General features: G+C 72.4%; 17 protein-coding genes and 1 pseudogene. 11 read left to right on the top strand and 7 right to left on the bottom strand.

Going from position 1 to position 17,460, the window contains the following annotated elements:
• From ABD331_RS42565 to ABD331_RS42555, 3 genes and pseudogenes are all read left to right on the top strand, one after another.
• A pseudogene (locus tag ABD331_RS42565) lies at positions 1 to 332 on the top strand (hypothetical protein); the annotation flags it as partial.
• Positions 325 to 1,293, top strand: coding sequence for an ABC transporter permease (locus ABD331_RS42560; RefSeq protein ID WP_344488261.1), 969 nt, complete (start codon positions 325 to 327; stop codon positions 1,291 to 1,293). The pseudogene ABD331_RS42565 and the gene ABD331_RS42560, both read left to right, overlap by 8 nt.
• Positions 1,290 to 2,051 carry an ATP-binding cassette domain-containing protein gene (locus tag ABD331_RS42555; protein WP_344488259.1) on the top strand — a complete coding sequence of 254 codons (762 nt, stop codon included), beginning with the start codon at positions 1,290 to 1,292 and terminating at the stop codon, positions 2,049 to 2,051. The genes ABD331_RS42560 and ABD331_RS42555 overlap by 4 nt, the downstream gene beginning before the upstream one ends.
• A 3-nt stretch (positions 2,052 to 2,054) precedes the next feature.
• Here ABD331_RS42555 and ABD331_RS42550 read toward each other — a convergent pair whose 3' ends face one another.
• Both ABD331_RS42550 and ABD331_RS42545 read right to left on the bottom strand, forming a co-directional pair.
• Entirely contained in the window at positions 2,055 to 4,268 is a 2,214-nt protein-coding gene (locus ABD331_RS42550; RefSeq protein ID WP_344488257.1) for a polysaccharide lyase 8 family protein, read from the bottom strand.
• A 51-nt stretch (positions 4,269 to 4,319) separates the two neighbouring features.
• Positions 4,320 to 5,300 (bottom strand): Lrp/AsnC family transcriptional regulator, encoded by a 981-nt coding sequence (locus ABD331_RS42545; protein ID WP_344488255.1) that lies wholly within the window; start codon positions 5,298 to 5,300, stop codon positions 4,320 to 4,322.
• Positions 5,301 to 5,382: 82 nt separating this feature from the next.
• Between ABD331_RS42545 and ABD331_RS42540 the strand changes: the two genes are divergently transcribed.
• Positions 5,383 to 6,753 carry a DHA2 family efflux MFS transporter permease subunit gene (locus ABD331_RS42540; RefSeq protein ID WP_344488254.1) on the top strand — a complete coding sequence of 457 codons (1,371 nt, stop codon included), beginning with the start codon at positions 5,383 to 5,385 and terminating at the stop codon, positions 6,751 to 6,753.
• 6 nt (positions 6,754 to 6,759) lie between these two features.
• Here the strand turns inward: ABD331_RS42540 and ABD331_RS42535 are convergent, their stop codons facing one another.
• Positions 6,760 to 8,172 (bottom strand): WGR domain-containing protein, encoded by a 1,413-nt coding sequence (locus tag ABD331_RS42535; protein WP_344488253.1) that lies wholly within the window; start codon positions 8,170 to 8,172, stop codon positions 6,760 to 6,762.
• A 68-nt stretch (positions 8,173 to 8,240) separates the two neighbouring features.
• Positions 8,241 to 8,708: an ATP-binding protein gene (locus ABD331_RS42530; protein ID WP_344488252.1), complete on the bottom strand. Its 468-nt coding sequence runs from the start codon at positions 8,706 to 8,708 to the stop codon at positions 8,241 to 8,243.
• A 184-nt stretch (positions 8,709 to 8,892) separates the two neighbouring features.
• On the opposite strand from ABD331_RS42530, the gene ABD331_RS42525 reads away from it, so the two are divergent.
• Positions 8,893 to 9,198 (top strand): DUF2795 domain-containing protein, encoded by a 306-nt coding sequence (locus tag ABD331_RS42525; RefSeq protein WP_344488250.1) that lies wholly within the window; start codon positions 8,893 to 8,895, stop codon positions 9,196 to 9,198.
• 5 nt (positions 9,199 to 9,203) lie between these two features.
• On the opposite strand, the gene ABD331_RS42520 is transcribed toward ABD331_RS42525, so the two are convergent.
• Positions 9,204 to 11,489: a xanthine dehydrogenase family protein molybdopterin-binding subunit gene (locus ABD331_RS42520; protein WP_344488248.1), complete on the bottom strand. Its 2,286-nt coding sequence runs from the start codon at positions 11,487 to 11,489 to the stop codon at positions 9,204 to 9,206.
• Between the two features lie 75 nt (positions 11,490 to 11,564).
• Here ABD331_RS42520 and ABD331_RS42515 point away from each other — a divergent pair, with 75 nt between their 5' ends.
• Positions 11,565 to 12,038, top strand: a complete 474-nt coding sequence (locus ABD331_RS42515; RefSeq protein ID WP_344488245.1) for an MSMEG_6728 family protein — start codon at positions 11,565 to 11,567, stop codon at positions 12,036 to 12,038.
• A gap of 10 nt (positions 12,039 to 12,048) precedes the next feature.
• Here the strand turns inward: ABD331_RS42515 and ABD331_RS42510 are convergent, their stop codons facing one another.
• Positions 12,049 to 13,533, bottom strand: a complete 1,485-nt coding sequence (locus ABD331_RS42510; RefSeq protein WP_344488243.1) for a multicopper oxidase family protein — start codon at positions 13,531 to 13,533, stop codon at positions 12,049 to 12,051.
• 46 nt (positions 13,534 to 13,579) lie between these two features.
• Positions 13,580 to 13,978 (bottom strand): hypothetical protein, encoded by a 399-nt coding sequence (locus ABD331_RS42505; protein WP_344488241.1) that lies wholly within the window; start codon positions 13,976 to 13,978, stop codon positions 13,580 to 13,582.
• A 27-nt stretch (positions 13,979 to 14,005) separates the two neighbouring features.
• Between ABD331_RS42505 and ABD331_RS42500 the strand changes: the two genes are divergently transcribed.
• The 5 genes from ABD331_RS42500 to ABD331_RS42480 all read left to right on the top strand — a co-directional run bounded on the left by ABD331_RS42500 (position 14,006) and on the right by ABD331_RS42480 (position 17,453).
• Positions 14,006 to 14,206 (top strand): hypothetical protein, encoded by a 201-nt coding sequence (locus tag ABD331_RS42500; protein ID WP_344488239.1) that lies wholly within the window; start codon positions 14,006 to 14,008, stop codon positions 14,204 to 14,206.
• Positions 14,207 to 14,286: 80 nt separating this feature from the next.
• Positions 14,287 to 14,886: a sulfite oxidase-like oxidoreductase gene (locus ABD331_RS42495; protein WP_344488237.1), complete on the top strand. Its 600-nt coding sequence runs from the start codon at positions 14,287 to 14,289 to the stop codon at positions 14,884 to 14,886.
• A 1-nt stretch (position 14,887) separates the two neighbouring features.
• Positions 14,888 to 15,613 (top strand): ferredoxin reductase, encoded by a 726-nt coding sequence (locus ABD331_RS42490; protein ID WP_344488235.1) that lies wholly within the window; start codon positions 14,888 to 14,890, stop codon positions 15,611 to 15,613.
• A 1-nt stretch (position 15,614) separates the two neighbouring features.
• Positions 15,615 to 15,878, top strand: coding sequence for a DUF6510 family protein (locus ABD331_RS42485; protein ID WP_344488233.1), 264 nt, complete (start codon positions 15,615 to 15,617; stop codon positions 15,876 to 15,878).
• A gap of 171 nt (positions 15,879 to 16,049) precedes the next feature.
• Positions 16,050 to 17,453, top strand: coding sequence for an LCP family protein (locus tag ABD331_RS42480; RefSeq protein WP_344488231.1), 1,404 nt, complete (start codon positions 16,050 to 16,052; stop codon positions 17,451 to 17,453).
• The last annotated feature ends 7 nt before the right edge of the window (positions 17,454 to 17,460 follow it).

Genomic DNA, 17,460 nt, shown 5'->3' with positions numbered 1-17,460 from the left:
GGCAGACCGTGAAGAAGTACTCGATGCGGGCCAAGGGGCTGAAGGTGGCCGGCGGGTTCGATCTGGTGCCGGAGACGCTGGCGGCGGTGAAGTCGGGCGATCTCGACTACACCATCGACCAGCAGCCTTACCTTCAGGGCTTCCTGCCGGTGCTCTACCTGTATCTGTACAAGCTGTCCGGCGGGTTGCTGTACCCGTCGGAGACGAATACGGGTCTGCTGTTCGTGACCAAGGAGAACGTGGACCCGTACCAGACGACGAAGACCCGCTTCGAGGGCTCGGACACGGCGCAGAAGGTCGTCGAACGGTCCGGGGCCATCCCCCATGCGTAGCCTGCGCGAGCAGTTCCTCCGGCACCGCGAGGCCGGGGTGCTGATGGTCGCGGTCGCTCTGGGGCTGTACTTCACGTCGGTGACCGAGGTGTTCCTGACCCGCGACAACCTGGTCAACATCACCCAGGCCGCCGCGCCCACCGCGATCGTGGCGTGCGGGACGGTGCTGCTGCTGGTCAGCGGGGAGATCGACCTGTCGGTCGGGGTGGTGGCGGCGCTGGCGCCGTTCATGATGCACTACGCGATCGACTTCTGGGGCGTCCCGGCCGTTCCGGCGATCCTGCTGGCGCTGCTGACCGGGACGGTCATCGGGCTCGGGAACGGGTTCGTGACCGTGGTGCTGCGGGTGCCGTCGTTCGTGACCACGCTGGGCACGTTCTACGTGGTGACGGGGATCGTGCTGACGACGTCGCACGCGTACCCGGCCGAGATTCCACAGGCTGTGGACGGAGCCATCGGCTCGTGGCTGGGGGCCGCGCCGTGGGCGCACCTGTGGTGGGCGCTGGGCGTCGTGACCGTGCTGCACGTGGTGCTGACGCGGACGAGGTGGGGTTTGCACACGATCGCGGCCGGGGGCAACCTCCTGGGTGCCTCGGAGGCAGGGGTACGCACCAGCCGCATCAAAATCGGAAATTTCATGATTGGCGGGACTCTGGGGGCGTTCGCCGGGGTGATGGAGGCGTTCCGGATCCACACCATCGACCCGAACATCGGCGGCGGCACCGGGCTCATGTTCACCGCCGTGTCCGCCGCCGTCATCGGCGGCACCGCGCTCGCCGGCGGCTCGGGCACGATCGTCGGCGGCGCGCTCGGCGCGCTCGTCCTGGCCATCCTGCAGAACGGGATGAACCTCATCGGCATCTCCGCCAACCCCTACTTCCTCATCCTGGGGAGCGCGATCCTGCTCTCCATGATCGCGAACGTCACCCTCACCAGGCTGCGAAGGGCCGGGCGGACATGACCGAGGTGCTGCGTACGGAATCGCTGGCCAAGCGCTTCGGCGCGGTCACGGCGCTGCGGGACGTCAGCCTGACCCTGCGGCGCGGCGAGGTGCTCGGGCTCATCGGCGACAACGGCGCGGGCAAGTCCACGCTGGTCAAGCTGCTGTGCGGGTTCCACCAGCCAGACGCGGGCCGCATCCTGCTGGACGGCGCGGAGGTGACGCTCAAATCCGTGCGGCAGGCCCGTGAGCTCGGCATCGACATCGTCTACCAGGACCTGGCGCTGATCAACGAGCTGAGCGTCTACCACAACATGTTCCTGGGCCGCGAGCACATCGGCTTCGCCCGGCTGCTCGACAACCGGCGGATGCGCAAGCTGGCCACCGAGCACCTCCAGGCCATGGGCGTGCGCATCCCGTCGGTGGACGTCGAGGTGGCCAAGCTGTCCGGCGGGCAGCGGCAGGCCATCGCCGTGGCCCGCTCGGTCTACTCGCGCTCGCGCATCCTGCTGCTCGACGAGCCGCTGGCCGCGATGGGCGCCAAGGAGGGCGCCATGATCCTCGATCTCGTCAGCGACCTGAAGGCGCGCGGCGAGATGTCCATCGTGATCATCGCGCACAACCACGCGCAGATCCTGGAGGTGTGCGACCGGGTCAACCTGCTGCAACACGGGACGATCACGTTCGACAGGCCGACGGCGGAGACCTCGCTGACCGAGCTGACGGACCTGGTGGTCGAGGAGTACCGGCGGGCGCGGATCAGCGGCGACCCGGGATGAGGCTCAGCCGAGCCGCACGGTGACCGTCGTCGAGGCGCCCTCCCGGCCGGACAGCCGCTCGAACCTGAGCCCGCCGCCGGTCAGGAGGGCGTCGCCGCCGAGCAGCGCCGTCACCGGCCTGGTCCAGGTCAGGGTCAGCTCTTCCAGGTCGCAGCGGGGGTCGGCGACGGTCACGGCCGTGACGCCGTCCGGGAGGTCGCGCGTGAGGACGGCGCAGGGGGCGGAGGCGGTGAGGCCGCCGGTCGTCCCGGCGTTCCAGAAGCAGGCGGCCGTGAGCCCGAGGCCCGGCACGTGCACGGCCTGGAGCCGGGCCGAGTTGGCCAGCACCCGCACCAGGCCCGCGGCGGGCGCAGGCCCAGCGGGCATGCCGGGCAGCGCCAAGACGCGGGCCCGGGTCTCCTCCTCCCCCGCACCCGGCAGGAGCAGGTAGGCGTAGGAGCCCGCACGCGGATCGACGCCGTGGTCCAGCCAGAGCGTCGCGTACTCGCGGCCCTCCCGGCGCTCCCGCAGCGTCCGCAGCTCCTGACCCGGCACCAGGTAACCCCCGTGCCCGTCGAGATGCGCCCACCCCCGCCCCACCGTGAGCCGCCCGGAGGTCCTGCGGTTGTCGACGATCGTCTCGACCGCCACCCCGTCCGCCCCGGTGATCCCCGCGCCCAGGCAGACGACCGCGTCATCGAGGAAGAACCACGACTTGAACGCCTCCATCGTGCTCTCCAGGCCGCTCAGGTGCTGCCCCACGGCCGCGTACGCGCCGTCGCTCGCCCCGCCGACCCACCGCCACGGCGTGCGCGTGTCGCCCCACCCCGCACCGGCCCCGTCGGGCAGCCGCAGCGTGGACACGGTGGTGCCGGGCAGCCGGTACGGGTCCACGGTCGGCCAGAAGGAGTCGGAGTACTGGTCGCCGTGCCCCTCGGCCCACCAGTAGAGCATCCCCGAGCCGGTGTGCCAGCCGCGCAGGTTCTCGCCGTTGCCGTGCTCGTAGTGGCCGACGCGGTGCGAGGCCATGCTGAGCGCCGCGCACCAGCCGGGCCGCCGGTGCACAGCCCTGGCGCTCATCGGCAGCAGCCGGTGCCCGACCGGCTCGGCCGCCGCCGGGATCGCGTCGTCGGCCATGACCGTCGCCAGGCGGGCGTGGAAGGCGGGCTCGGCGGCGTGCTCCAGCATCGGCTGGTACGTGGCGCGCACCGCCCACCCCTTGACCATGGCCTGCCAGCGCGCCCGCTGCTCGCCCGTGGCGCTCTCGCCGAGCAGCAGCACGGCGGCGGCGATCTCCCGGCCTCGCTCGTGGTCGCCGAACGGCCGCCTGCCGACGCTGCGCCCGCGTACCAGGTCCATGCAGGCGCCGTCGTGCACGAACGGCGCGAACGAGCGCTCGACCGTGTCGAAGATCCGCCGGTCGGCGAGCTGCCACGGCGAGCCGCGCAGCACCGCGTGGAGCGTGGCCAGCCCCGACAGCAGCGTCACCCCGTACGCGCCCTGGTACGGCACCCACGAGTGCTGGATGAACGACCCGTCCCGGTAGAACCCGTCCCCTTCCGAGACCGTCGCGAACACCGGCGACAGCGCCGACACCGCCAGCGCCGCCCTGGCGTGGTCGTCGTCGAGCATGGCCCGCAGCAGCGTCACCACGCACAGGTCCACCCGGTTCGCGGCGGTGCTGTTGCCGGAGTAGCGGCGCAGGCGGCTCGGCGGGACGTAGTGGTCGACGGCCTCGGCCAGCGCCGGGCTCCACGTCCCGGCCAGCACGGAGGCGTCCATCAGCGCCTTCGGCACGCCGATCTGCCAGTGCCACCAGTTGCCTGTGGCCTTTCCGCCCGCCGGGTACACGTGCCGGAGGTAGTGCTCCACGCCTTCGGCGACGGCTCCGGCGAGGTCCGCGCCGGCGAGGCCGAGCGCGTACGCCTGCGCCATCACCCGCAGCCGTCTGGGCGTGGCCACGAACGAGGGGAACGCCTGGTCGGGCCAGAGCGAGCCGGGCTTCGGCGCCATCGTCGCGCGGTGGCGGGCGGCGGCCCGGCCGAGTGCGGCCAGCCGGGCCCGGTAGCGCTCGGAGTCGTGCCCGGGGCCCGCCGTCACCTCCCGCCAGCGGCGGCGCAGCAGGACGAACGTGTCGTCGGGCGTGTGCGCCGCCCGCGCCGGCGCCAGCGCCCCCAGGGTGCCGGCCGCGGCCACGCCGCCGAACCGGAGGACTAATCGCCTGGTCGGTAGCCACACGCCTCGATTATCACGCCCGCCGCAGAACCGGCGGTAGGGCCTGCCCACCCGTCAGAGGGGCAGCACGGCTCCCGCCCGCTTGACGGTCCTGATGATCGGCGCGGTCTCGATGTGCCGGATCGCGGGCAGCGCGCCCAGGCTGTCGGTGAGGTAGCGGTAGAGCGCATCGCCGTCGCGGCAGACGATGCTGGCCGTCAGGTTGGTCGGCCCGGTGGTCGCGCCCGCGAACGCCACCTCGTGATGGCCGGCCAGCGCCCGGCCGGTCGCGTCCAGCTCGGCGGGCGGCACCGACATCCACAACTGCGCCTCGACCTGGTAGCCCAGCAGCGCGGGCAGCACGTCCATGTCGAAGAAGAGCGCGCCAGCCGAGCAGAGCTGCTCCATCCGCCGCCTGACGGTCGACTCCGACCAGCCCGTGGCCGCCGCCAGGTCGGCGTAGCCGGTGCGGCCGTCGCGGGACAGCTCGTCCAGCAGCGCCTGGTCGCCGGGGCCGAGCGTGATCTGCTCGTTCTCCCGCCTGCGGTAGAGGCGGCCCTCCGCCAGGTGGGCGACCTGCTGCGGGGAGAGCACGGCCAGCCCCTGCCAGCCGACCCGCCCGCCCACGAACGTGTACAGCGTCCTGTGCGCGGTGACCGAGAGCACGCGGTTGGTCCTGGCGAGCTTGCCGAGCAGCAGCGACTCGCGTTCGCGCGCCGTGCGCTGCAACGTGCCCGCGGAGATCTCCGTGCCGCCGGACAGCAGGTGCACCCAGAACGTGTCCTGCCGCCGCCCGAGCGCCTCCGCGATCGCCACCGCCGCGTCGGGCGTGCAGCGCAGCCTGATGGCCCACGACTCGTAGCCGAGGCGCCGCCCGTCCACGACGCCGACCACCCGCAGCAGGCCGGTGGAGCGCAGCCGCCGGTAGCGGCGCGCCACCCGCTGGTCCGACACCCCGAGCACCTCGCCGACGCGGCTGAAGGAGACTCTGCCGTCCACCTGCAACGCGTGCAGCAGGCCGCGATCCACCTCGTCCAGCTCGATGATTTCCACCATCACAAGCTAGCCGACACGGAAAACCGCCAGAAGGGTCGCATAGAGTAGGGATTGCCCCCATCGGAGCCGCACCGTGGTCGCCATGACGAGAACACAAGCACCGGAGACGGCCACCGTCTCCTGGGCCCCCTTGGTGGCCGCCTGCCTGGGCGCCTTCATGCTCCTGGTGGACGTGACCATCGTCATGGTCGCGCTGCCCGGCATCACGGCCGACCTGGGCATGTCATTCACCGACGCGCAGTGGCTGCTCGACGGCTACGCGCTGGCCCTGGCCGCGCTGCTGCTGGCCGCCGGCTCCTACGCCGACCACACCGGACGCCGCAAGGTCTACCTGGGGGCGCTGGCCCTGTTCGCGCTGGCCTCGCTCGCCTGCGGGCTGGCGCCGGGCGGCGGGCTGCTGCTGGCCGCCCGCGTGGTGCAGGGCGTCGCCGCCGCGGCCATGATGGCCACCACGCTCGCCCTCATCAGCGCCACCTACCACGGCAGGCAGCGCGGCCTGGCGTTCGGCGTGTGGGGCGGCGTGAACGGGGCCGCCGCGGCGGTCGCGCCCGTGCTCGGCGGGCTGCTCACCGAGCACCTGCACTGGCGGGCCATCTTCCTGGTGAACCTGCCGATCAGCCTGGTCGCCGCCTGGCTGACGCTGCGGGGCGTGGAGGAGTCGCGGCTGCCCGGCGGGGCCCGGCTCGACTGGGCGGGCATGGCCACGTTCACGCTGGCGGCGGGGGCGCTGACGTACGGGCTGATCGAGGCGGGCGAGCACGGCTGGGCGGCGGCCCGCGCGCTGGTGCCGCTGGCCGTGGCCGCGGCGGCCTTCGCCGCCTTCCTCGTGGCCGAGTCGCGCGGCGCGCATCCCCTGCTGGACCTGCGGCTGTTCGCCGGGCGGTCGTTCAGCGGGATCATGGCGGGGGCGGGGCTGCTGATGCCGGCCGCGTTCGCCTGCCTGGCCTTCACCTCGCTCTGGCTGCAGCAGGACCTGCGGCTCGGCCCGGTGATGGCGGGGCTGGCGCTGTCGCCGATGGCGGCCACGTCGCTGGTGTCGTCGGTGGTCGTCTCCCGGCTGTTCCCCGGCCTGTCGCCGCGGGTCGCCCTGGGCGGCGGGCTGCTGCTGATCGGCGCGGGCGCGCTGCTGCAGGGCCTGCTCGGCGAGCACTCCGGCTGGGCCGCGCTGGCGCCCGGCCTGACCGTCACCGGCCTGGGCGTGGGGCTGGCCGTCCCCTCGCTCAGCTCCGCCGCCATGACGTACGCGCCGCCGCAGCGCGCCGGCATGGCGGCGGGCACGGTCAACACGGTCAGGCAGCTCGGGTACGCGCTCGGCGTCGCCCTGCTCGGCCTCCTCTACCGGGACGGCGGAGGGTACGCCGCGCTCAACGACGTCTACCTGGCCAGCGCGGTCACCGGCGTCGTGGCGGCCCTGCTGGTGCTGGTGGCCGTCAGGGGGCCGCGCCGCGGATGAGGCCGGTCAGACGAGCCGCCGGATCTCCCCGTACGCCCGGTAGAACCCGCCACGCCCGGCCGACCGCACCCCGTCCACCAGGTAGCGGGCGCCCGCCTCGCGGATCTCCTTGGGGAACTGCACGTTCCACGTCTCGTAGCCGGGGGTGACCACGCGCACCCGCAGCCGCTCGCCCTCGCTGACGCACTCCACCACCACGCCGTCGCCCGCGTCACTCGCCGTCTCCAGCACGATCGACGGCTCGACGGCCTCCAGCGTGGCCGCCGCCTTGACGTCCACCGGCTGCGGCACGCTGCCGGTGCGGGCCGCGGCGATGGCGGCCTCGCCGGCGTCGACGCAGGCCAGGGTGCCGTCGGTGGTGACGATGTAGAGCCGCTCGTCCAGGTACTGCATGGAGAAGGCGGAGCCGCAGCCGGTGGCGAGCTTCCACAGCCGCTCGCCGGAGGCGTCGAAGCAGTAGACCGAGGAGTGGTTGTCACCGGCGAAGACGTGCCGGCCGCCGGGCGAGGTGGCGCAGGAGTAGACGGCGCCGTCGCACTGGTAGACGGCCTCCACCCGGCCGTCGCCCTTGGCCAGGCGGTGCACGGTGCGGCGGCCGGTGCCGGCGTAGACCGAGTGCTCCTCCTGCCAGCCGAACAGCACCTGGTCGGCGACCTTGGTCTCCCAGACGGGGGTGCCGTCGGAGACGTCGTAGCGGGCGACGCCGCGCGAGTGGCCGAAGTAGACGGAGTCGGCGTCGCACCTGACCATCCAGGCCGAGTCGCCGCCGCCGTTGCGCGCCCACTGGAACTCGTCCTCGTAGTCGATCGCGGTGACCCGGCCGGCCCGGTCGGAGACGCCGAGCACGCCGTCGTGGATGTCTAGCCAGTAGATGTCCACGTCGGCGGCGATCTCGTAGGCGGACCTGGGGACCTTGCCGCTCAGGTCGTACACGCGGCCGTCGTCGCAGCCGGCGTAGATCCAGAAGTCGTCGGCCACGATGCACTTCACGCCGTCGGGCAGCCGGAAGCGGCCGGTCACGGTGCCGGAGTGGCTGACGGTGTAGACGTCGCCGCGCTGGTTGCCGACCCAGCAGCGCTCGCCGTCCACGAAGATGCCGAACGCGGAGGCCCCGCTGTCGAAGCGCCACAGCACGGGCGCCTGCTGGGCGGTCGAGCGGGTGCTGGTGATGGCCCTGCGGGTGATGGCCCGGCGCTGGCGCACGCCGCGCACGGCGGGGGCGTAGCCCTTGCGGGTCTTCTCGGCGAGCTTCTTGGCCGCCGCGGCCTGGGCCCTGGCCTCCGTGGGGAACGAGGTGACCTTGGCCTGTCCTGACTCGCCGATGCGGCCGTACGTGATCGTGACGTCGGTGCCCGCCACGATCACTTCGTAGAACTTGTGCGCCCCGCCGCCGTCCTCAGACAGCTCCAGATAGGTCATGTCCGCGCATCTCCAGAATTGGGCCGTGATCAATTGCTGGGGAGCGTAGAGGACAGCGGCGACAAAAGTCAGACGCCCGCCCTTATCGGTACCACGTTGCCCGTCGTGCGGGCGCGCGGCAGCGCGAACCAGGTGGCCTTGCCGACCAGATCGGGCTGCGTGACGTAACGCTGGGGGTGACAGCCGTAGAAGCCGTCGGAGAGCCTGGCCACGATGCGCAGCCCGCGCCCGTGCTCGGCGCCGAGGTCGTGCGGCGCCGGGGAGGGCAGGATGGGGCTGCTGTCCAGGACCACGAACATGATGTCTCTCTCGTCCGCGTGGAGGACGAGTTCGTAGGGGCCTTCGCCGTACATGAACGCATTGGTGATCAATTCGCTCACCATGAGCACGGCGTCGTCAACGAGATCGGAGGAAAGGGAGAGTTCTGACAATTCCGTACGCACGAGGGCCCGAACTTGACCGACCGTGCGCGCGTCCTCGTACAGCGGCCACGCAACCTGCTTCCGGCTCCGGCGAGTCGATCGCAGCCTGGTCATGGCGTCTCTTTCCTGTACTGAGGGGCAGCGGATGCGCCTTTCGCTTAACAAGAGGACCTGCCTATGGGTTGACGTACAACGCAGTCGAAACGTGTACGTACGAGAGCGCTGTTTGGGTCGAATTTTCGGTGAAATATCACCAATTCTTTTAGGCCAGTGTCCGTAACTCGGGTAGTGGGGCTGCATGAAACTGCATGACACCCGCCCGGTGCGTGAGGCGCTCAACAGTCTCGACTTCCCGGCCGACAAGGAGAGCATCGTCGCGCACGCCCACGCGCACGGCGCCGGCGAGGACGCCGAGCGCGCCCTGCGGTCGCTGCCGCTCGGCGAGTACGCCAGCATGGCCGAGGTGCTCCGGTCGGTGCCCGTCGATCCCGCGCCCGGCCGCACCGAGGACGAGCGCATGCAGCAGCACCGCCGCCAGGGCAGGAAGGCGGGACTGGCCGAGAGCATGCGGCCGTCCCGCCCCAAACCGATCGACGAGGAGTGAGGTACCTACTCGGCCGCCTGTAGCAGGGTCCACACGGCGGCCGGGGTGAGGGGCACGTCCGTGATCCGGCCGGCGATCTCCGGCAGGGCGGCGGCCACCGCGTTGGCGATCGCGGCCGGCGGGCCGATCGTGCCCGCCTCGCCGACGCCCTTCATGCCGCCGGGCGTGACCGGCGAGGGCGTCTGCAACATCACGACCTGGATGTCCGGCACCTCCCTGGTGGTCGGCGGCAGGTACTCGACGATCGGCTGACCGTCGTCGGTGAAGACGATCTCCTCCGTCAGCGCCTGGCCGATGCCCTGCGCCACGCCGCCCATGATCTGCCCCTCCACGACGGCCGGGTTGACCAGTACCCCGGCGTCGTTGACCACCCAGTAGCCCTCCAGCTCGACCCCTCCCGTCTCCGGATCGACGGCCACGGCCGCCGCGTGCGCCCCGTACGAGAAGGTGTAGCCGGGCGGGTCGTAGCTGTCGCGCTCCTCCAGGCCCGGCGCGACCCCCTCGGGCAGGTCCCAGCCGCGCCACGCCGACGTCGCCAGCTCCCGCAGCGGCACCGCCGTCTGCGGGTCGCCCTTCACCCGCACCGCGCCGTCGGCCACCTCCAGGTCCTCCGGCGCCGCCTCCAGCCGGTGCGCGGCGATGGCCAGCAGCTTGTCGCGCAGCTTGGTCGCGGCCCTGGTGAGCGCCCCGCCGCCGACCGGCAGCGAGCGGCTCGCGATCGACCCGATCGACGAGTACGGCGTCGTCGCCGTGTCACCCAGCACCACCCGCACCCGCTCGATCGGCACCCCGATCCGGTCCGCCGCGAGCTGGGCCAGCGCCGTCTCGATGCCCTGCCCGATCGAGACCACCCCCGCCGACACCACCACGGCGCCGTCCTGCTCCATGCGCAGCACGACCGTCTCGTAGCCGCCCGACTCCGCCCCCATGGCCTTGAGGTCCATCGACGGGCCCAGGCCGGTGGTCTCGACGTGGCAGGAGTACCCAACGCCGCGCCTGCGCCCGTCATCCGGGCGATCGGGAGGCCGTACCAGGTCGCACAGCGTGCGCAGGGCGCGCGGATAGTCGCCCGAGTCGTACGTCTGGCCCACGGCCGTCGTGAACGGCAGCTCCTCCGGCCCCAGCATGTTGCGCAGCCGCAGCTCGATCCGGTCGATGCCGAGCCGGCGCGCCGCCTCGTCGATCAGCCGCTCCCTGGTCAGCGCCGCCTCCGGCTGGCCGAAGCCGCGGTAGGAGCCGAACGGCGCGGTCGTGGTCACGACGCCGCGCACCCGCACCCCGAACCGGTCGAACCGGTACGGCCCCGGCAGCAGCGTGGCCGTCACCGCGAACGTGGAGCCGCCGGTGTTGCCCGGGTGCGCGCCCAGGTCGCCGAGGACGTCCACGTACATGGCCACGAACCGCCCGTCGCCGTCCAGCGCCAGCCGCGCCCTGTGCACCGCCTGCCGCGCCGACAGGGTGGCGAACAGCCGGTCGCCCGGCGCCTCCGACCAGGTCACCGGGCGGCCCGCGCGCATCGCGGCCCAGCAGACGAGCGCCTCGTCGGGGTAGAGGTGCTCCTTGGCGCCGAACCCGCCGCCGGTGTCGCGGCTGATCACGCGTACCCGGTCGTGGGGCAGCCCGAACGCGTTCGCCAGGTGCTCGCGCACGTGGTGCGGCGCCTGCGAGGAGATGTGCACGGTCAGCTCGTCGTCGGCGTACGCGGCCACCACGCCGCGCGTCTCCAGCGGGTACGGCGAGACCCTGCCCATCCTGAACACCATCTCGACCACGTGCTCGGCCCCCTCGACGGCGGCCAGGCAGTCCTCGTCGCCCATCGCGAAGTCCGTGATCACGTTGGTGCCCAGCTCCGGGTGGAGCGGCTCCGCCTCCAGCGCCCGCTCGGCGCCGACCGTGGCGGGCAGCTCGTTCAGGTCCAGGTCGAGGAGGTCGGCGGCGTCCCTGGCGGCCTCCGGCGTGCGGGCCACGATGAGGGCGAGGGGCTGGCCGGCGTACCTGATGACGTCGTCCAGGACCCGATAGGAGGTGAGGCGCTGGCCCGGCAGCACGTTCACGCAGGGCAGGCGGAGGCCGGCGGCGTCGGCGGGGGTGATGACGTCGACCACCCCTTCGACGGCCCAGACGGCCTTGGCGTCACAGCCGAGCAGCCGGCCGTGGGCGATGGGGCTGCGGACGACGTGGGCGTGCAGTGTGCCGGGCAGGCGGACGTTGCCCACGTACCTGCCCTTGCCGGTCAGCAGCCTGGCGTCTTCCCTGCGCGGCGTCCGTGCGCCGACATAAGGATCTCCCATGGCCCCGATTGTGAGCTTCGGTTGCCGGGCGGTCTATACGATCCGGCGAGAAGGAGCACGTCAGCGGGGGTACAGATGCAAACGTTCCTGCCATATCCCGACTTCGTGGCGACAGCGGGGGTCCTCGACCCGCTGCGCCTGGGCAAGCAGCGCGTCGAGACCCTCCAGGTCCTGCGCGCCCTCACCGTCCCCAACTACGGCTGGCGGCACCACCCGGTCGTCAAGATGTGGAGCGGGTACGAGGAGGCGCTCGTGCGGTACGGGCTGGAGATGTGCCGCCACTGGTGCTCCCTGGGGCGGGCCGACACCTGCGCCGGCACGATGACGACCGAGCTGACCCAGCTCCGCGGCACACCGGATATCCGGGTGCAGGACGAGCTGGCGGCGGCCGGCGAGCTGCCGCCTTGGCTCGGCGACGAGCGCCTGCACCTCAGCCACCGCTCGGCCCTGCTGCGCAAGGACCCGGCCTTCTACCGGCCCGTCTTCGGGGACGAGGAGCCGGACGACCTCGACTACGTCTGGCCCAGATCCGACCGCCTGCCCGCCTGAGAGCCGGGGGTCAGACGACCTCGAAGGCGGCCATCATGGCCATGTCCTCGTGCTCCAGGTTGTGGCAGTGCAGCACGTACCGGCCGCGGTAGTCGGTGAACCGGGTGACGATCTCGACGGTCTGGGCGTCGCGCAGCTCCACGGTGTCCTTCCACTCCGGCGCCCCCTGCCGCCGCTCGCCGTTGACCGACAACACCTGGAACTGGTCCAGATGCAGATGCACCGGATGCGCCACGTCGCTGGTCAGCCGCCAGATCTCGATGTCGCCCAGCTTCGGCCTGGCCTCCATCCGGGCGGCGTCGAACGGCCGGCCGTTGATCAGCCACCCCGTGCCCCCGTGCATGCTCCCGCTGCTGAACTCGAAGTCCCGCGTCACCGTCGCCCTGGCCGGATCCAGCGCCTCCACCGTGGACAGCCGCGCCGGCACCGCGGAGTCGTCCGACTCATCCCGGTCGACCGCGAAGCGCATCACCCGCGCCTGCGCGCCCTCCCCCGCCAGGTTCCGCAGCTCCACGTGCTGCCCCACCCGGTACGCCGAGAAGTCCACGACCACGTCGGCCCGCTCCCCCGGCGCCAGCCTGATCTGCCGCACCGGCTTGGGCGAGGCCAGCAGCCCCCCATCGCTGCCGATCTGCACCATCGCACCCCCGGTGGACAGTTCGTACGCCCGCGCGTTCGACGCGTTGCACAACCGCAGCCGGTACCGAGCCCTGGCCACCCGCAGCTCCGGCCACGGCGCCCCGTTGACCAGGATCACGTCCCCGAGCACCCCGCCCATGTACGCCTCCCGCACCCCCGGCCGCCCCTCCAGCGCCGGGTACAGCAGGGTGCCGTCGGCCGCGAACGACCGGTCGCAGATCAGCAGCGGCACGTCCCGCTCGCCCGACGGCAGCGGCAGCGCCTCCTCCTCCGCGTCCCCGACCAGGAACATCCCGGCCAGCCCGCGCCAGACCTGCGGCCCCGTGTAGTCCATGCGGTGGTCGTGGTACCAGAGCGTGGCGGCCCGCTGCTCCAGCGGGAAGACGTACTCGCGTGACGCGCCCGGCGCCACCAGGTCCGTCGGGAAGCCGTCCGACTCCGGCGGGGTGTGCCCGCCGTGCAGGTGCAGGACGGTCGGCTCGCCGAGCCGGTTGGTCAGCTTGACGACGGTGCGCCGCCCGCTGCGCGCCCTGATCGTGGGGCCGGGGAACGTGCCGCCGTACCCCCAGACGGTGGTGCGCAGGCCGGGCAGCAGCTCCGCCTCCGCGGCCCGCCCGGTCAGCTCGTAGAAGTCCACCTCGCCGGCGCTGCGGACCGGCCTGGCCACCTCGGGGATCGGCAGCGGCACCGCGTACGGCCTGGGCAGCGGGGCCGCGCTGGTCAGGAGCTGCGGCTGCGGGGTGCCGGTCAGCAGCGAGCACCCCTGTGCCCCGGCGGCGGCGACGGCCCCGAGCCCGAACAGCCGCAGCACGTCGCGCCGGCCCACGGCATGACGGGGTTGAGCGCCCCGGGTCATGCCCGTCCCTCCACGGCACGACGCCGGGCAGCGCGCCGGATCGGGGTCATGGCCGTCCCGGCCGGGCCATGACGCGGATGATCTGGGCCACGCCGCCGCCGAACAGCAGCACCCCGAGCGGCAGGTGCACGATCTTCACGTGCGCGACGCCGAGCACCGCCGCCACGATCGTGAACACCAGCAGCCCCGCGGCCGGCCCGACGAACCGCGCGGACCCGCCACCCGGCCGCCAGACCAGGATCGCCGCGACCAGGTGCAGCAGCCCGATGACGGCCAGCGCCATGGCCGACGCCCCGTGCAGCGCCCGCCCGCCGGGCGACGACAGCAGCATGCCGGCCGTGATCGCCTGGACCAGCAGCGCGACCACGTGCAGCACGGCCACGGCCTTGAGGGTCTGGATGGGCCAGGCCGCCGGACGGGCGGCCGTGGCAGGGGTAGCGGTCATGATCGGCTCCTGGGACAGGTTCTCTCCATGGCCGCCATCGTGGTCCGCACACCCCCCGCCGGTCGTCGTGCGGCGGGCGAATCCTGCCGCTACGACACCGGATGCAGCAGCGGCGGCCCGACTACGACGGGAGTAGTACCGGCGTCCGCCCCAGCGCCGGCGACCACCGCCCGGATCGGGGTGTTCGCCTACGAGCCGGGCCTGGCCGGGCCGCGTACGGGTCGTTGACGGGCGGGCAGGCGCGTAGGCGGGCGGGTCGTTGGCGGGCGGGAAAGGGGCCCGTGGTGGAATGGGCTCGGGAGGGGTACATGAGCATCATTTCGCGCGGTTTCCGGGGAAAGCGCAGAGACGACGGCGGCCGGGTGCCGCCCGGCCAGTACCTGGTGGACGACTTCCCCGTGCTGTCGGCCGGGCCGACGCCGCGGGTCCCGCTCGACCGGTGGGAGTTCGCCATCGACACCGAGGCGGAGCAGACGCACCGCTGGTCGTGGGAGGAGTTCAAGGCGCTGCCCGCCGAGACCCCCACGGTCGACATCCACTGCGTCACCAAGTGGTCGAAGCTGGACACCACGTGGGAGGGCGTCTCGCTCGACGTGCTCTTCGAGGACGTGGAGACCGCCGCCGAGTACGCGCTGGTCTACTCCTACGGCGGCTACACCACGAACCTGCCCCTGGAGGACCTCCTCGACGGCAAGGCGTGGATCGTGCACACCTTCGACGGCGAGGAGCTGGCGCCGTACCACGGCGGGCCGGCCCGGCTGATCGTGCCGCACCTGTACTTCTGGAAGTCGGCCAAGTGGGTGCGCGGCATCAGGCTGCTGAACGAGGACTGGCCGGGCTTCTGGGAGACCGCCGGCTACCACAACTACGGCGACCCGTGGCGTGAGCAGCGCTACGAGGGCGACTAGGGTGCGCCGCGCGACGTGGCGGCCGGCCGAGCTGGTGCACGGCTCCGCCGAGACCGCGACCGCGCGCACGCTGCGGTTCCGGGTGCCGGGCTGGCCGGGGCACCTGGCGGGCCAGCACGTGGACGTGCGGCTGACGGCCGAGGACGGCTACACGGCGCAGCGCAGCTACTCGGTGGCCGGGCCCGCCGACGGCGACCTGATCGAGCTGACCGTGGAGACGGTGCCGGACGGCGAGGTGTCGCCGTACCTGACGGAGGAGATGCGGGTCGGCGACCAGGTGGAGATCCGCGGCCCGGTGGGCGGCTGGTTCGTGTGGCGGCCGGAGAGCCGGGCGCCGGTGCTGCTGGTGGGCGGCGGCTCGGGCATCGTGCCGCTGATGTCCATGGTCAGGGCGCGCAGGCAGGCGGGCAGCCGCGTGCCGTTCCGCCTGCTGTACTCGCTGCGCGACCCCGATCGCCGCTACTACGCCGAGGAGCTGCGCCGCCCCGACCCTGGGCTGGACGTCTCCTACCTCTACACCAGGTCGGTGCCCGAGGGCCTGTCCAGGCCCGCGCGCCGCATCATGCTGGACGACCTGGCCGAGGGCGGCTGGCCGGCCTCGTTCGAGCCCGACTGTTTCGTCTGCGGGCCGACCGGGTTCGTGGAGACGGCGGCCGACCTGCTGCTCGCGCTCGGCCACGCGCCAGAACGCATCAGAACCGAACGTTTCGGTCCGACCGGAGGCTGACATGACCGAACACCTGGACGGCAACGCGCTGGCGGGCCCGCTGGGCGAGATCTTCGCCGTGGACGTGACCTCCGCGACCGGCCGCTGCGCGAGCTGCGGGCTGGCCGGGCCCGTCGCCTCGCTGCGCGTGTACGGGCCCGACCCTGGCCTGGTCGCCCGCTGCCCTGGCTGCGAGGAGGTGGTGCTGCGCCTGGTGCGCGGCCCCGGCGCGGCCTGGCTCGACCTGCGCGGCACGGTGTCGCTGCGGGTCGACCTGCCCGACTGACGGATGGGGGTGCGCCGGCGCTGCCCGGCTGACAACCAAGGTCCCGCGTACGACTCTGGGCGCGACTCCCAGCCTGACTGAGTACACTCAGGCTCGATCAACGGCCGAGATCTGTACGGCGAGGCTCTTGGCCATGGGCGGCTGCCCGCGGCCCCGTCCTGTGGGAGTCACGTGAGCAGCGGGCTTGTCGACGCACCGCCCTCCGAGCCTGGCGCGCCGCCGCGGCGGCGACGCCGCTGGCTGCGCTGGGTGATCGCGGTTGCGGTGACCGTCGTCCTCCTCGTCACGGGGGTGGCCGTCGGCGTGTACGCGCGCCTGACCGGCAACATCGAGCACGAGGACGTCACCGCCGAGGACCTCGGCGCGACCAGGCCGCCCAAGGTGGCGGGCACCGCGATGAACGTCCTGATCGTCGGCTCCGACCAGCGCAACGGCAAGAACGCCAAGTACGGCAAGGTCGCGGGCGAGCGCACCGACACGATCATGCTGGCGCATCTGTCGTCCAAGCGCGACAACGCGATGGTGATCAGCTTCCCGCGCGACTCGGTCGTCCAGCTTCCCGCCTGCCGCGCCACCAAGGGCCTGCCCGGCCAGCAGGCGCACGTCGGCATGATCAACGAGTCGTTCAACTCCGGCGGCATCGCCTGCACCTGGAAGACGATCGAGTCGCTCACCGGCATCCACATCGACCACTTCGTGAAGGTGGACTTCACGGGCTTCAAGGGCATCGTGAACGCCGTCGGCGGCGTCGAGGTCTGCCTGCCCGAGGCGATCGACGACAAGAAGGCACTGCTGCACCTGCCCGCCGGGCGGCAGACGCTCACCGGCGAGCAGGCGCTCGGCTACGTGCGGGCCCGCTACAGCCTGGGCGACGGCTCGGACATCGGGCGCATCCAGCGGCAGCAGATGTTCATCGCCTCGATGGTCAAGAAGGTGATGAGCGGCGAGACGCTCACCGACCCGGCCAAGCTCCTCGGCACGCTCGACGCCGCCACCCAGGCGATCACCACCGACCAGGGCCTGACGACCGGCGTCATGAAGGACCTCGCGGTCAGCCTCCAGGGCCTGGACATCAGCAAGATCCGCTTCATCACCACGCCGTGGCACTACTCGCTCACCCAGCCCGGCCGGGTGGAGTGGGTGCCCGACCAGTCCAAGCGGCTGTTCCAGATCGTGGCCAGGGACCAGAGCGTGGACGGCGTCAAGGGCGGCCAGGCCAAGGTGGGCCGCTCGAAGATCCAGGTCGAGCTGCGCAACGGCACCTGGCGCAGCGGCCTGGCCACGGAGGTCGCGGCCTTCCTCGAACAGCGCGGCTACCACATCGCCAAGATCGGCGACACGGCGACGAAGCCGCAGGCGAAGACCACGATCGTCTACGGGCCGAACGGCGAGACGCGGGTGCCGACGCTCACCAACGACCTCCAGGGCTCCGCCACCCGCGCCATGCCCGCCGCCAGGACGAACCGGCTGATCCTGGTGCTGGGGAACGACTGGAAGGGGCTCAAGCCGCTGCGTACGGACGACACGGAGGCGATGAAGGGCTTCGACGCCACCCACGACTCCTGCGCGACCTGATCATCAC

Origin of the sequence: Nonomuraea monospora (assembly GCF_039531895.1) — a bacterium.
Lineage (GTDB): Bacteria > Actinomycetota > Actinomycetes > Streptosporangiales > Streptosporangiaceae > Nonomuraea > Nonomuraea monospora.
The sequence above is the reverse complement of the archived record's forward strand: the minus strand, read 5'-3'. Positions and strand labels throughout refer to the sequence as shown.

Bases quoted from the DNA above. Each gene is read 5' to 3' on its own strand.
- ABD331_RS42560 (WP_344488261.1), top strand. From the start codon at position 325: ATGCGTAGCCTGCGCGAGCAGTTCCTCCGGCACCGCGAGGCCGGGGTG.
- ABD331_RS42555 (WP_344488259.1), top strand. From the start codon at position 1,290: ATGACCGAGGTGCTGCGTACGGAATCGCTGGCCAAGCGCTTCGGCGCG.
- ABD331_RS42545 (WP_344488255.1), bottom strand. From the start codon at position 5,300: ATGGTGGAAATCATCGAGCTGGACGAGGTGGATCGCGGCCTGCTGCAC.
- ABD331_RS42540 (WP_344488254.1), top strand. From the start codon at position 5,383: ATGACGAGAACACAAGCACCGGAGACGGCCACCGTCTCCTGGGCCCCC.
- ABD331_RS42535 (WP_344488253.1), bottom strand. From the start codon at position 8,172: ATGACCTATCTGGAGCTGTCTGAGGACGGCGGCGGGGCGCACAAGTTC.
- ABD331_RS42530 (WP_344488252.1), bottom strand. From the start codon at position 8,708: ATGACCAGGCTGCGATCGACTCGCCGGAGCCGGAAGCAGGTTGCGTGG.
- ABD331_RS42525 (WP_344488250.1), top strand. From the start codon at position 8,893: ATGAAACTGCATGACACCCGCCCGGTGCGTGAGGCGCTCAACAGTCTC.
- ABD331_RS42520 (WP_344488248.1), bottom strand. From the start codon at position 11,489: ATGGGAGATCCTTATGTCGGCGCACGGACGCCGCGCAGGGAAGACGCC.
- ABD331_RS42515 (WP_344488245.1), top strand. From the start codon at position 11,565: ATGCAAACGTTCCTGCCATATCCCGACTTCGTGGCGACAGCGGGGGTC.
- ABD331_RS42510 (WP_344488243.1), bottom strand. From the start codon at position 13,533: ATGACCCGGGGCGCTCAACCCCGTCATGCCGTGGGCCGGCGCGACGTG.
- ABD331_RS42505 (WP_344488241.1), bottom strand. From the start codon at position 13,978: ATGACCGCTACCCCTGCCACGGCCGCCCGTCCGGCGGCCTGGCCCATC.
- ABD331_RS42500 (WP_344488239.1), top strand. From the start codon at position 14,006: ATGGCCGCCATCGTGGTCCGCACACCCCCCGCCGGTCGTCGTGCGGCG.
- ABD331_RS42495 (WP_344488237.1), top strand. From the start codon at position 14,287: ATGAGCATCATTTCGCGCGGTTTCCGGGGAAAGCGCAGAGACGACGGC.
- ABD331_RS42485 (WP_344488233.1), top strand. From the start codon at position 15,615: ATGACCGAACACCTGGACGGCAACGCGCTGGCGGGCCCGCTGGGCGAG.